At 33.6% G+C, this 13,111-nt stretch carries 11 protein-coding genes; 5 read left to right on the forward strand and 6 right to left on the reverse strand.

What is annotated here, in order from left to right; genetic code table 11:
* Nucleotides 1-106: 106 nt before the first annotated feature.
* The 3 genes from ACGK9U_RS06530 to ACGK9U_RS06540 form a co-directional block, all read right to left on the reverse strand.
* Nucleotides 107-1,066, reverse strand: a complete 960-nt coding sequence (locus tag ACGK9U_RS06530; protein ID WP_394465558.1) for a DUF3078 domain-containing protein — start codon at nt 1,064-1,066, stop codon at nt 107-109.
* Nucleotides 1,067-1,140: 74 nt separating this feature from the next.
* A complete protein-coding gene (locus ACGK9U_RS06535) occupies nt 1,141-2,319 on the reverse strand; it encodes an AIR synthase related protein (protein ID WP_394465559.1) in 1,179 nt (392 codons plus the stop codon).
* A gap of 209 nt (nt 2,320-2,528) precedes the next feature.
* A complete protein-coding gene (locus ACGK9U_RS06540; protein ID WP_394465560.1) occupies nt 2,529-4,715 on the reverse strand; it encodes a glutamine synthetase III in 2,187 nt (728 codons plus the stop codon).
* A 261-nt stretch (nt 4,716-4,976) separates the two neighbouring features.
* On the opposite strand from ACGK9U_RS06540, the gene ACGK9U_RS06545 reads away from it, so the two are divergent.
* Nucleotides 4,977-5,999, forward strand: a complete 1,023-nt coding sequence (locus ACGK9U_RS06545) for a glutamine synthetase beta-grasp domain-containing protein (protein WP_394465561.1) — start codon at nt 4,977-4,979, stop codon at nt 5,997-5,999.
* Between the two features lie 80 nt (nt 6,000-6,079).
* Here the strand turns inward: ACGK9U_RS06545 and ACGK9U_RS06550 are convergent, their stop codons facing one another.
* Nucleotides 6,080-7,027 (reverse strand): calcium/sodium antiporter, encoded by a 948-nt coding sequence (locus ACGK9U_RS06550; protein ID WP_394465562.1) that lies wholly within the window; start codon nt 7,025-7,027, stop codon nt 6,080-6,082.
* 232 nt (nt 7,028-7,259) lie between these two features.
* Between ACGK9U_RS06550 and ACGK9U_RS06555 the strand changes: the two genes are divergently transcribed.
* Together ACGK9U_RS06555 and ACGK9U_RS06560 are read left to right on the forward strand one after the other, a co-directional pair.
* The gene (locus tag ACGK9U_RS06555; protein WP_209656990.1) at nt 7,260-7,619 is read left to right on the forward strand and encodes a BlaI/MecI/CopY family transcriptional regulator; all 360 of its coding nucleotides are present in this window, start codon (nt 7,260-7,262) and stop codon (nt 7,617-7,619) included.
* Between the two features lie 2 nt (nt 7,620-7,621).
* Entirely contained in the window at nt 7,622-9,556 is a 1,935-nt protein-coding gene (locus ACGK9U_RS06560; protein ID WP_394465563.1) for a M56 family metallopeptidase, read from the forward strand.
* Nucleotides 9,557-9,621: 65 nt separating this feature from the next.
* On the opposite strand, the gene ACGK9U_RS06565 is transcribed toward ACGK9U_RS06560, so the two are convergent.
* A complete protein-coding gene (locus ACGK9U_RS06565) occupies nt 9,622-9,801 on the reverse strand; it encodes a T9SS type A sorting domain-containing protein (protein ID WP_394465564.1) in 180 nt (59 codons plus the stop codon).
* 97 nt (nt 9,802-9,898) lie between these two features.
* Here ACGK9U_RS06565 and ACGK9U_RS06570 point away from each other — a divergent pair, with 97 nt between their 5' ends.
* Entirely contained in the window at nt 9,899-10,051 is a 153-nt protein-coding gene (locus ACGK9U_RS06570) for an SsrA-binding protein (RefSeq protein ID WP_394465565.1), read from the forward strand.
* 1,249 nt (nt 10,052-11,300) lie between these two features.
* Here the strand turns inward: ACGK9U_RS06570 and ACGK9U_RS06575 are convergent.
* Nucleotides 11,301-11,681: a hypothetical protein gene (locus ACGK9U_RS06575; protein ID WP_394465566.1), complete on the reverse strand. Its 381-nt coding sequence runs from the start codon at nt 11,679-11,681 to the stop codon at nt 11,301-11,303.
* 92 nt (nt 11,682-11,773) lie between these two features.
* Between ACGK9U_RS06575 and xerA the strand changes: the two genes are divergently transcribed.
* A complete protein-coding gene (gene xerA, locus ACGK9U_RS06580) occupies nt 11,774-12,901 on the forward strand; it encodes a site-specific tyrosine recombinase/integron integrase (protein ID WP_394465567.1) in 1,128 nt (375 codons plus the stop codon).
* The last annotated feature ends 210 nt before the right edge of the window (nt 12,902-13,111 follow it).

Below are 13,111 nucleotides of genomic sequence, written 5' to 3' on the forward strand. Positions count from 1 at the left end.
AAAGTTTACAACAAAAACAACATAAAAACTTAAAAATCAGCGTATTAAAAATTTATCAACATAAAAAAGTTAACAAATTTTTTAAACCAAATTAAATCTGAAACAATTAAAAATCTACAGCAAAACCAATTCCCAAAAACTGTTTCCACTGGACTTTCGCCCCAGCTTCATCTAATTCACCTTCTATAGCCGAAGGCTTTGTGGTTTTTACATCATCATCGTATCGTAAATGCGAGCCAAGTGTTGCTTTCACAAAACTATTCACTTTAAAATCGAAATCGACCCTCCAATCTACATCTACATTTCCAAAATTATGTACATAATCGGAATAAAGACTTACCTGGTGCTTTACTTTAATATTTGCTGCCACTTCCATCTCGTAGCTATTGTTAATTAAAACACCTAATTCTTTTCTAACACGCTCGCCAGGAACCACAACATTCCCTTCACTATCAAGCACTGCAGGCGTTACACCAAATTTACCTGCATTTGCCAAATCTTCATCCAATACAAATGTTGCTTTTAGTGTTAATGGAGATAAGTAAAAGGACATTTTGTCGATATTTTTTCCATATTCCATACCGCCACCAAAAAATAAATAACCAGGCGCCATCAATCTAGAAATTGGAGTATCTTTATCTGGATACTTATAACCATTCGCTAATTGTGTCCTGAAATTTAGTTTTGCGGAATAATACCAATTAGAAATACTGTCCGGTTTAAAACCAATATCAGAATTTAACTCAAACAAATCATCGGTTTTCCTTAACTCTCTATCCTCCTGCTTATTAACACCATAACGAACCAAGGCATTATTTCTCCATGAAAAAAACTTATCGGTATAATTAGCTGAAGATTCCAATCCTAAAAGTCCAGAAATAGAATTACTACCTCCAGAATTCCAGTTAACAAAAGCTACTTCACTTAAATTTACCGAAGCTTTGTTCTTTTGAACCCATTCCGGACCATCGTATTTTTGCTTTTTTGCTCTTAAAAATAAGGTATCGGGTTGCGCTTGTACAAATTGAAAAAATAAACAAACAATTATAAATAAAACGTTCCTCATGATTGTTTTAGGTTGGTTTAATAAATTACGCTTTTTATCAATAATCATTCCGTTTTAATGAAAAAAGATAAAATTTAATAAGTAAACTCCCCAAACTCACTTTTTATTGTAAGTTTTTTTGTTTTTGATGCTTCAACGCGACCTATTATTTTAGCATTTACGTTGAAAGATTGAGATATTTTAATAATGTTTTCTGCAATTTCTGGAGACACATATAATTCCATCCTATGACCACAATTAAATACTTGATACATTTCTTTCCAATCGGTTTTTGATTGTTCTTGAATCAATTTGAAAAGTGGAGGAATTGAGAACATGTTATCTTTTACAATATGGAATTGACCAACAAAATGAAGAATTTTAGTTTGCGCTCCGCCCGAGCAATGCACCATACCATGTATTTTGTCACTTTTATATTCAGATAAAATCTTCTTTATGATGGGTGCATAGGTACGCGTTGGCGATAACACCAATTTACCAGCGTCTATTGGAGAATCTTTTACGGTATCAGTAAGTTTTACATTACCGGAATACACCAAATCTTCTGGCACCGAAGCATCAAAACTCTCAGGGTATTTATCCGCTAAATAGGTATTAAAAACATCGTGACGCGCCGATGTTAATCCATTACTACCCATACCTCCATTATATCCTTTTTCGTAAGAAGCTTGTCCAAAACTTTCTAAACCTACAATAACATCACCTGCTTTAATGTTGGCGTTGTCAATAACATCTGTACGTTTCATTCGTGCTGTCACGGTCGAATCAACTATAATGGTACGCACCAAATCGCCCACATCGGCAGTTTCACCACCAGTAGAATGAATGGTAACACCGAAATTTTTTAACTCTGAAATTAATTCTTCAGTTCCGTTTATAATTGCTGAAAGGACTTCACCAGGGATTAAATTTTTATTTCTTCCGATAGTTGAAGACAGCATGATATTATCGGTTGCTCCCACACACAACAAATCGTCTATATTCATTATTAAGGCATCTTGTGCTATGCCTTTCCAAACGGAAATGTCTCCAGTTTCTTTCCAATACATATATGCAAGGGACGATTTTGTTCCTGCGCCATCGGCATGCATGATTAAACAATAATCGTCATCATTTGTTAAATAATCTGGAACTATTTTACAGAATGCTTTTGGAAACAATCCTTTATCTATATTTTTGATGGCATTGTGAACATCTTCTTTTGATGCGGAAACGCCACGTTGCGCATAGCGTTTAGAAACTTCTTGACCCATAGTATTGTATTGAGCTGCAAAGTTAATTTTTTGAATTAAAAAATCCCGCTTTTTACAACGGGATTTTATAAATTGTTACTAGTCTTGTTATTGGGTTGCGCTAGGAGTTGTAGTAGAAAGTCCACAGCGACACAGAAGCAAGGACCTGCAACCCTTCGTCTACACTCAGGGCAAACTACAAACCCGACCCAACAGGGTAACGCCCAAATTTATCTTGTGAATAAGAGTTCGCGGTATTTTGTCAATGGCCAAATTTCGTCGTCAACCAAAAGCTCTAACTTATCACAATGTTTACGAATATCGTCGAACAAGGGTTTTACTTGATCGCAGTATGCTTGTGCTTTTTCTTCAATATTTTCAATGGCATTTGCTTTTCTGCGTTCGTTTGTCATTTTAGTAACGGTGGCGTTTATGCCTTTAATATGACCAGATATTTCTTCAATTAAATTTATTTGTTCTTGCGATACAGCCTTATAATTTTCTTCAAAAATCTCCTTTAGGCCTTTTACGTTTTCGATTAAGATGTTTTGATATTTTACAGCAGTTGGCACAATGTGGTTGCGTGCAATATCACCCAACACACGACCTTCTATTTGAATGTGCATGATATAGGCTTCCATTTCGATTTCGTAGCGTGCTTCAGATTCAGTTTTGCTCATCACATTCATATCTTCAAACAATGCGATTGACTTTTTTGAAATTTTAGCTTTTAAGGCTTCTGGCGTGCTTTTGTTGTTACTTAAACCACGTTTTTTTGCTTCGTCTTCCCATGCTTTTCCATAACCGTTGCCTTCAAACAAAATGGCTTTGGTGGATTTAATATATTCCCTTAATACATTAAAAACAGCTTCGTCTTTTTTAAGTCCTTTTTTATCAATTAAAAGGTCTACTTCCTTTTTAAAATCTATTAATTGTTTCGCTACAATAGTATTTAAAACCGTCATTGGGTTTCCGCAATTTGCCAAAGACCCAACGGCCCTGAACTCGAATTTATTACCCGTGAATGCAAAAGGCGATGTTCTATTTCTATCGGTATTATCCAATAAAACATCAGGAATTTTACCAACTACGTTTAGTTTTAATTCAGTTTTTTCTTCGGGCGATAACTTACCTTTGGTAACACCTTCTAACTCTTCTAAAACTTTGGTAAGTTGCTGACCAATGAATACCGACATGATTGCCGGAGGCGCTTCGTTAGCACCCAATCTATGATCGTTACTTGCCGATGCTATGGAAGCCCTCAACAATTCTTCATTTTCACGAACCGCTTTGATAGTGTTTATGAAAAAAGTCAAGAATTGCAGATTGCTCATCGGGGTTTTTCCTGGGGCTAATAAATTCACACCTGTATCGGTTGAAAGCGACCAGTTATTATGTTTCCCCGAACCATTGATACCAGCAAAAGGTTTTTCGTGAAACAATACTTTGAAATTATGTCGGGAAGCAATACGTCCCATAATATCCATTAATAAGGAGTTATGGTCCACAGCCAAATTAGCTTCCTCAAAAATAGGCGCCAATTCAAATTGATTAGGAGCCACTTCGTTATGCCTAGTTTTTGCCGGAATACCCAAAAGCATACATTCGGTTTCCAACTCGCGCATAAAATTCAATGCCCTGTTTGGAATGGAGCCGAAATAATGATCGTCTAGCTGTTGCCCTTTTGCAGAAGAATGTCCTAAAAGGGTTCTTCCGGTTAAAGAAATATCAGGCCTACTAGCTGCCAAGGCTTTATCAATTAAAAAGTATTCTTGTTCCCAACCTAAAGACGAGGTTACTTTTTTTACGTTTTTATCAAAATATTTACAAACATCGGTAGCAGCATTGTCAACTGCATTTAACGCTCTTAATAATGGTGTTTTATAATCCAAAGCTTCACCCGTATAAGCCACAAAAATTGTTGGTATACAAAGCGTTGTACCATAAATAAATGCGGGTGATGTGGGATCCCAAGCGGTATAGCCTCTAGCTTCAAACGTATTCCTAATGCCCCCACTAGGAAAACTAGATGCATCCGGTTCTTGTTGTACTAATTGACTGCCACCAAATTTTTCAATAGCCATACCATTTCCTATGGTTTCAAAAAAGGCATCATGCTTTTCGGCCGTAGTTCCTGTTAAAGGTTGAAACCAATGCGTATAATGCGTTACACCTTTAGACAATGCCCAATCTTTCATGGAAGACGATACTTGGTCTGCAATATTTCTATCAATTTTTTTACCAAATTGAATCGCATTCATAACTCCAACAAACGCATCCTTTGTTAGATATTGACGCATGGTGTTTTCGTTAAAAACGTTTTTTCCAAACAAATCCGAACGGCGCTCTTTCTCTTCAACCAAAACGGGTTTATTGGCAAGAGATTCTTTTACAGCATGAAATCTTAAAGTAGACATTGGCTTTATATAATTAAGTTATTGATTTTTTTTACAAAAGTAATAATATCGTAAATATAACATAAAGTATATGTTTTCTTAGTGTTAAGAATTTTTCATTTTTTATATAAAAAAATATGCTTTTTTTAATAGATGCCTTAAAAAAATAGGGTATAAATAAAAATAACTTATGTTTTCACATTAATACCCCTGTAAATATGAAGTATCTTAATAAAAATATATATTTGTTGAAACATTATTAATTTCTCATTATAAAAAATTATGGCAAAAATTAAATTAGAATACATTTGGTTAGATGGTTATTACCCAACTCAAAACATGAGAAGCAAAACCAAAGTAGAAGAACATGAAAACTTTAAAGGAACTCTTGAAGAAATAGGAAATTGGTCTTTTGACGGGTCTTCTACAAGACAAGCAGAAGGTGGATCTTCAGACTGTTTATTAGTGCCTGTAGCTATTTATCCAGATCCAGAGCGTATCAATGGTTATTTAGTAATGACTGAAGTTATGAATGCTGATGGAACACCTCACGTATCTAACGGAAGAGCTACTATTGATGACGACAATGATGATTTCTGGTTTGGTTTTGAGCAAGAATATTTTATAATGGACACTGCAACACAATTACCACTTGGTTTCCCTGTTGGAGGTTATCCAAAACCACAAGGTATGTACTACTGTTCGGTTGGTGGATTGAATACTCATGGTAGAGATTTAGTTGAAGAGCATGCAGATTTATGTATTCAAGCTGGGTTAAACTTTGAAGGAATTAATCAAGAAGTTGCTTGTGGACAATGGGAATTCCAATTGTTTGCTAAAGGTGCAAAATTAGCTGGTGACGAACTTTGGATTGCTAGATATTTATTGGACAGATTGACTGAAAAATACGGTTACTACATTGAATACCACCCTAAACCACTTGGAAAAGATATGGATTGGAATGGTTCTGGTATGCACGCAAACTTCTCTAATACAACTTTAAGAACTTGTGGTTCTAAAGAAGTTTACGAGAAAATATGTGAAGCTTTCCGTCCTGTAGTAAAAGAACATATTGAGGTTTATGGTGAGTTTAACGACCAACGTTTAACTGGTAAACACGAAACTGCTTCAATTAACGATTTCTCTTATGGAGTTTCAGATCGTGGTGCTTCAATCCGTATCCCATTAATTACTGTTAACAAAGGCTGGAAAGGTTGGTTAGAAGACAGACGTCCTGCTTCAAACGGTGACCCATACAAAATTGCAGCAAGAATTGTTAAGACTGTTAAGTCTGCTAAGATTTAATTTGAAATACATATTCATAAAAAAAATGGGTTTGCAATTTGCAAGCCCATTTTTTTATTCAAACAATTCAATTCGTTAAGTTATTTTCCAGCGGTAAAAAGCAGAAACATAAAAATTCCATAAACAAAAACCAAGAAGAAGCCTTTTACACGGTTTATTTCAAACTTTTTACGCAACATCACTAAAGGAAACAATACAAAAGCAAAACCTAGCATCCAGAAAATATCGCTGGTTAATATCAATGGTTCGGTAACAGGAATGGGCTTAATAATAGCCGTTAAACCTAAAACCGATGCGATATTAAATATATTAGAACCAATTAAATTCCCTAAAGAAATAGCTTTTTCCTGTTTTGCAGCCGCAATTATAGATGCCGCTAATTCTGGAACACTGGTTCCTATAGCAATTAAAGATACACCAATTACCGCTTCGCTTACTCCAACAGATAATGCTATAGCTTTGGCACCATCTACCAACCACTCACTTCCAAAATACAAAGAGGTAGCACCTATTAATAACCAAGTACCTATTTTAAAATTTGAAACAACTGCTAAGGTTTCATCTACTTCTTCAACTACAGCATCGCTTTTGGTGCTTCTTATCAAAATAACCAAAAACAACACAAGACCTAAAAATAGTATAGTACCCTCGAAAGCAGAAAGTACATTATCATTTTTAAGAAAATAATATAACACGATTGAAAACACCATCATAACTGGCCAATTGAGTCTGTAAAAAGATTTATCGACTGCAATGGTACTTACCATGGCTGTAACCCCCAATACCAAACCAATATTGGCTATATTAGAACCTATCACATTGTTAATGGCTATAGCAGGAGAACCCGACAATGCTGCTTGCAGACTTACCAATAGCTCGGGGGCCGATGTTGCAAACGATACCACCGTCATACCAATCACCATTTTAGATATATTGAATTTAAACGAAAGCGCTACCGAAGACCTAACAAGAAACTCACCTCCTACTACCAATAATGTAAATCCTAAAACAACCCAAACTATACTCATATTTTTTATTTTTTGCGAAGATAAATGAAAGTTAAAAGTTAAAAGTGTGAAGTTAAAAGTTTTTTGAAAACTTAATTTTTAGTTAAATAACTATATATTTAGTTGTATAACTATAAAAATAGTTATAGGTTTGTATTGCGTTAGGGGTTGCAGCGGAAAGCCCACAGCGAGGTACGAGCGAGGACTTGCAGCGAAAAACCCGACCCTTGTGGTAACGCCCAAAAAAAATTATATGGAAAAGTTAACAAACAAAGAAGAGGAAATTATGCACATATTATGGAAGCTTGAAAAGGCTTTTGTAAAAGATGTTTTGGCTGAAATTAAAGATGAAAAACCGCACTATAACACGCTTTCTACTATTATTAGAAACCTTGAAGATAAAGGCTATGTGAGCTATAATGCCTATGGAAAAACCCACCAATACTACCCTATTGTGAGTAAGGAAGATTACAAAAAACGCTTTATGACCTTAGCCATTGATAACTATTTTAATAATTCGTATAAAAACGTGGTGTCCTTTTTTGCAAAGGAAGAAAAGATAAGTGTAGCCGATTTAAAAGAAATAATTGCCTTAATTGAAAAAGACAAGTAACTATGGAATATCTACTAAAAGTAAGCGCCATTGTAGCCATTTTTTATTTAAGCTATAAGATATTCTTGCAGCGGGAAACCTTTTTTGAGCAAAACAGATGGTTTTTGTTAATGGGCTTAATTACTGCGTTTTTACTACCTTTTTTAGTGATTCCTATTTATGTTGAAGCTACCCCTATAGATTTTTCCAATTATGTTTTTGAAACTGTACCAACAGCCGAAAACATTGAAAAACCATTTAATATTTTAGATTATTTACCTGTAGCTTATGGTTTGGGTGTTTTGTTTTTTTCTGTTCGATTTATAATCCAATTTGCTTCTTTAGCTCTCGTGATTTTTAAAAATAAAGCTGAAAAAATAGGTGGTTTTAGATATATTAAAACAGCGCATAAAATATCGCCATTTTCATTTTTCAAATGGATTGTTTACAACCCTGAACAATTTAGCAGCAGCGAACTGGAGCAAATTATTACCCATGAAAAAGTGCATGCCAAACAGTTTCATTCTCTTGATATTTTATTAACCCACCTTGCTTGTATTGTGCTTTGGTTTAATCCTTTTATAAGGTTATATAACAAAGACTTAAAGCAAAACCTGGAATTTATTGCCGATAACATTGCTGCAACCAAAACCGACTGCAAAAAAAGTTACCAATATACCTTACTTAAAACAAGCATGCCATCTCATCAAATGGCTTTAAGTAATCCTTTTTATAATTCATTAATCAAAAAACGAATCGTTATGTTACACAAATCAAAATCAAAAAAAATCAATTTCATTAAGTATGCTTTTGTTATGCCGCTTCTTGCTGTATTTCTCATGAGTTTTAATACGGAAGAAGTTTATGTTGAACAGCAAAAACCTTCTGCTGAGGCTTCCATGGAGCATGATGTGGTAGAAGTTATAATTTCTAAGGAATTTACTGAAGCCGATTTAGAAAATCTACAAAAAGAACTAAAACACGAAGGTTATACCGCAAAATTTAAGGGCATAAAGCGTAATAATAAGAATGAAATTACTGCTATTAAAATTGAAGTAACTTCAAAATCTTCAAATGCCAATTATAGCATTGATGGAGATGAGGCAATAAGTCCTATAAAAATAAGCTTGAACAATAATGATATCTCTATAGGCAATGGCAACATGATGAAAGAAAAACATGTGGTTATTATTTCTGATGAAGAAGATGATGGTGAAGATAAAGTTGTTCATTCAGGCCCTGAAAAAAAGGTAATTGTAATTTCCTCTGACGACGATGATGATTCTATTGTAAAAGAAGAAATTATAATAAAAAATGGAGACACCATTAAACATAATAAAAATTCAGGCAACAATTTAAAAACTTGGAAGATAACCGTTGGAAAAAACGCCGTATCAGATACTATAAGTTTTCACCCTTCTAATTCACAGCCTTCTAAAAAAAGAGTTGGTTTAAATTGGGTTTCAGATGAAGATAAGAAAGTTAGTTTTCATACTGAAAGCAAGTCTAAAGTAAAGATTGTTACATCTGGAGACAAAGAGCCTTTATTTATTGTAGATGGAAAGGAAATAACCAAAGATGGCATGAATTCTATAGACCCAAATACCATTGAAAAAGTAGAAGTTATAAAAGACGATAATGCTACAAGATTATATGGTGATAAAGGTAAAGACGGTGTTGTTTTAATTACCACAAAAAGACAAAAATGGGAAACCAAATTTATAGTTAATAAAGATTTTGATTCAATTTCAAGAAAATTAAAAGCAAGGTCAACAATTCCTAAAAACGCACTTTATGTTGTTGATGGAAAAGAAACAAAAATCGATGGTATAAAAAAAGGAAGCAAACTAGAAGAAAGCATAAAAGATATTCTCATTTTAAAAGGAGAGGAAGCCACCAAAAAATATGGAGACAAAGGAAAAAACGGTGTGGTGGAAGTAACAACCAAAAAGAAGTGATTTCCTTTTAGAACATAAGACCTCACAGGTTTTAAAAACCTGTGAGGTCTTATTTAATTGTAAAACTAATTAACCACTAGTTTATGTGCTTTGGTGTTGCCTTCATAATTCACATAAAGTAAATACATACCGCTTGATACATCCAAATCTATTTCAGAATTGACATTTATTATAAAGGTTTTCAATTTTCCACCATCTAAAGAAAACACTTCTACAGTACTTTCATTTTTTATAACTCTTATCAAAACTTTAACCGAACTTAATGTAAGAGAGCAGATATACGAAAAACCAATGTACATTTCCTTAAAATAAAATTCTATCTAAGTTTAGTATTTTTGTAATATGAAGAAGCAAATATTCAAATTTTTAGCAAAGCTTAACAAAACGGTTTTACCAAGTTATTCTAAACAACGATTAGATTTAGCCAAAGCCACCAAACTTCAGATGGCTATTATTGGTTGGAGATGGTTTGTAACAAAAAATGCATTGGATTGAACCTATAACTTAAAAATATTATTTTTAAGACTATTAAAAATGATTAATTTAGAAAAAAGCACAACTTTTAAACAAATCACTAAAACAAAAAAAGGCTTCAATCTCTTGAAACCTTTATAAACACTAGTGACCTCGACTGGATTCAAACCAGTAACCTCTTGAGCCGTAATCAAGTATTTTTCAAACTTAATTACCTGTATTACAAATATTTAATACAGTAAAAAATAATCAAGATACATTTTAGATACATTTTAAACTTATAATATTTTTTTTGATAATGTTATAGCATTTCACTTTTTAAATCAACAATCTTTCAGTCCCATTATTTAATTATAATCGCAAGTTTCTAATTGATGTACTAAAACACAAAAAAAGTACGGTGTAGCATTTCATCCAAGCCAATTTAGTAAAACAACTATACGTTAACCAAAGTACAAAAATCGCACCAGCTATAACCCAACAGCACCCACACCCAAAAAACCAACACCGAACCTTTTACGGGTGTTTGGTAAAAAGACAAACATTATACAACCACACCGTATAATACTTATCTGACTACTCATTCACATAATGAATATACTATAATAAAAAAACTTTATATCTTCTATAACCAACAGCACCCACACCCAAAAACACCAACGTCGCACCTTTTAAGGGTGTTTGGTAAAAAGACAAACATTATACAACCACACCGTGTAATACTTATCTGATTACTTATTCACATAATGAATATACTATAATAAAAAAACTTTATATCTTCTATAACCAACATCACCCACACCAAAAAAACCAATACCACACCTTTTACGGGTGTTTGGTAAAAAGACAAACATTATACAACCACACCGTATAATACTTATCTGATTACTCATACATATATTGAACATGCTGAAATAAAAAAACTTTATATCTCCTATAACCAAAAGCACCCACACCCAAAAAAACCAATGCCGCACCTTTTACGGGTGTTTGGTAAAAAAACAAATATTATACGACCACACCGTATAATACTTATCTGATTACTCATTCATATATTGAATATGCTGAAATAAAAAAACTTTATATCTCCTATAACCAAAAGCACCCACACCCAAAAAGCATCTTTTGGTGTGGGTTTTGGTAGTAAAAAATACCCCAATTAAACTAAATATTTATCTAGGGGTTAAAATGGCACCCACAAACCCACAAAAATCACACCATGAGTGCAATCATTTAAACGGAAAATATAAAACCATAAATCAAGCAAAAACTATTTTTCCATATAGCCCTGCCATTGTATTAAAACGTATTTTTCAATAGTATTCTCCACTCTTTTTAAAAACCCATATTCATACACAAACAAGTAAACATCCCCTTTACCATTTTTCCAATAATGGGTAAAATAGTTCGGGTTAAACCCTTCCGAATTTAGTTGCTCCGTTCTTATTGTGGCTTTTCCTGCTTTATTGAAATACTTCAATAATCTCCTGTTTAATTTCAGCTGGTTATCTACCCTATTGTAAAAACGCTCTGGTTGTTCCTGTGCCTGTTGGTATTGGTATGCACTTTTACATTGTGGGTCACAAAATTTTTTATCCCTTCGCCCTATCAATTCTTTATTACAGTGCAAACATTCCTTGTAAAATCTCATAACATTAATATTAAGTGAATTTTATGCGTATCCTATTCGAATAAGATACGACTAAATCATTTATATACTTTAAATTAGTCAATAAAAAATTTATGGCACTACAGAAGAACATTACCTTGAAGCATTTACTTGTTGAACAAAAAAAGTGTATAGGACTTCAGTTCTCTACTGACAAGGTCGTTCAAGCACTTGTTGATACACTTCCAAATGTTTCTTGGAGTCAAGAATTTGGAATGTTCTATGTTGCCAACAATAAGAATAACCTAGAACTAATATTTAAAACATTTCATGGAGTAGCTTGGATCAATGGCAATTATTTCTTTACGGAAAAAGTAATAAATGAAGACAACCCTGTTCTTGATCTAGAACACTACAGAAACAGAAAACCAAAGGATGGGTTTAAGCCTTGTCCCGAAGAATACCTGCTCAAACTGGAACTAAAGAGATATTCAAGCAACACGGTCCGCAACTATGTGGCATGCTTCGAAGCTTTTATCAATTATTATTACGACATCGACCCCATGAATTTAAATGAAATTGATGTTAGAAAATATTTGCAAAAACTTATACAGGAAGGCAGGTCAAATTCTTATGTTAATTTAGCCGTTAACAGTATAAAGTTCTTCTATGAGATTGTACATGGTATGCCCAATCGGTTTTATTCCATTGAAAGACCTAGGAAAGAAAAACAATTGCCAGAAGTGTTATCTAAAGAAGAAATCGTTAAAATCATAAACAATACCAATAACATAAAGCACAAATGCATTGTAGGGCTATTATACTCTTCTGGGCTTAGAAGATCCGAGCTATTGAACCTTAATGTTACGGACATAGATAGTAAAAGGATGGTTGTCATCATAAAAAATGCAAAAGGCAATAAAGACCGAATTTCTATATTAAGCCCTAGTATATTGAAGGATCTGCAAACCTATTATAAACAATACCGCCCTGAAAAGTATCTTTTTGAAGGACAAAAAGGGATTAAATATAGCGTTACCAGTGTTTTGAACATTATTTCCAAAGCTGCTAAAAAAGCTGGCATACATAAAAAGGTAACACCACACATGTTACGCCATAGTTTTGCTACGCACCTCCTAGAAAACGGAACGGATATTAGACATATTCAGCTATTGTTAGGGCATAGTTCTACCAAAACGACAGAAATTTACACACATGTTGCAAATAGATCGTTTATGGAAATAAAAGATTTACTATCTTAGTTCTTATAATGTGGATATAGACAATTGTATCTTTTGGTAGGATATAGACAATTGTCTATATCCAATTGTTGTAAGCAATAGCTCAACTTCAATATAGTCTTTTAATTCGAATGTTTTTGCGCTAAGGAACAGCCAGTGCCCAGTAAAATATAGTGGATTATAGAAGATAATACGCCGTCCAAGTTTTCGGCGGTAAACCCCGTGAAAATG

It is taken from the genome of Mariniflexile sp. HNIBRBA6329, from assembly GCF_043558645.1.
GTDB lineage: Bacteria > Bacteroidota > Bacteroidia > Flavobacteriales > Flavobacteriaceae > Mariniflexile.

What these genes read in the sequence shown, in the direction of transcription:
- ACGK9U_RS06530 (WP_394465558.1), bottom strand. Translation starts at nt 1,066, where the DNA reads ATGAGGAACGTTTTATTTATAATTGTTTGTTTATTTTTTCAATTTGTA.
- ACGK9U_RS06535 (WP_394465559.1), bottom strand. Translation starts at nt 2,319, where the DNA reads ATGGGTCAAGAAGTTTCTAAACGCTATGCGCAACGTGGCGTTTCCGCA.
- ACGK9U_RS06540 (WP_394465560.1), bottom strand. Translation starts at nt 4,715, where the DNA reads ATGTCTACTTTAAGATTTCATGCTGTAAAAGAATCTCTTGCCAATAAA.
- ACGK9U_RS06545 (WP_394465561.1), top strand. Translation starts at nt 4,977, where the DNA reads ATGGCAAAAATTAAATTAGAATACATTTGGTTAGATGGTTATTACCCA.
- ACGK9U_RS06550 (WP_394465562.1), bottom strand. Translation starts at nt 7,027, where the DNA reads ATGAGTATAGTTTGGGTTGTTTTAGGATTTACATTATTGGTAGTAGGA.
- ACGK9U_RS06555 (WP_209656990.1), top strand. Translation starts at nt 7,260, where the DNA reads ATGGAAAAGTTAACAAACAAAGAAGAGGAAATTATGCACATATTATGG.
- ACGK9U_RS06560 (WP_394465563.1), top strand. Translation starts at nt 7,622, where the DNA reads ATGGAATATCTACTAAAAGTAAGCGCCATTGTAGCCATTTTTTATTTA.
- ACGK9U_RS06570 (WP_394465565.1), top strand. Translation starts at nt 9,899, where the DNA reads ATGAAGAAGCAAATATTCAAATTTTTAGCAAAGCTTAACAAAACGGTT.
- ACGK9U_RS06575 (WP_394465566.1), bottom strand. Translation starts at nt 11,681, where the DNA reads ATGAGATTTTACAAGGAATGTTTGCACTGTAATAAAGAATTGATAGGG.
- xerA (WP_394465567.1), top strand. Translation starts at nt 11,774, where the DNA reads ATGGCACTACAGAAGAACATTACCTTGAAGCATTTACTTGTTGAACAA.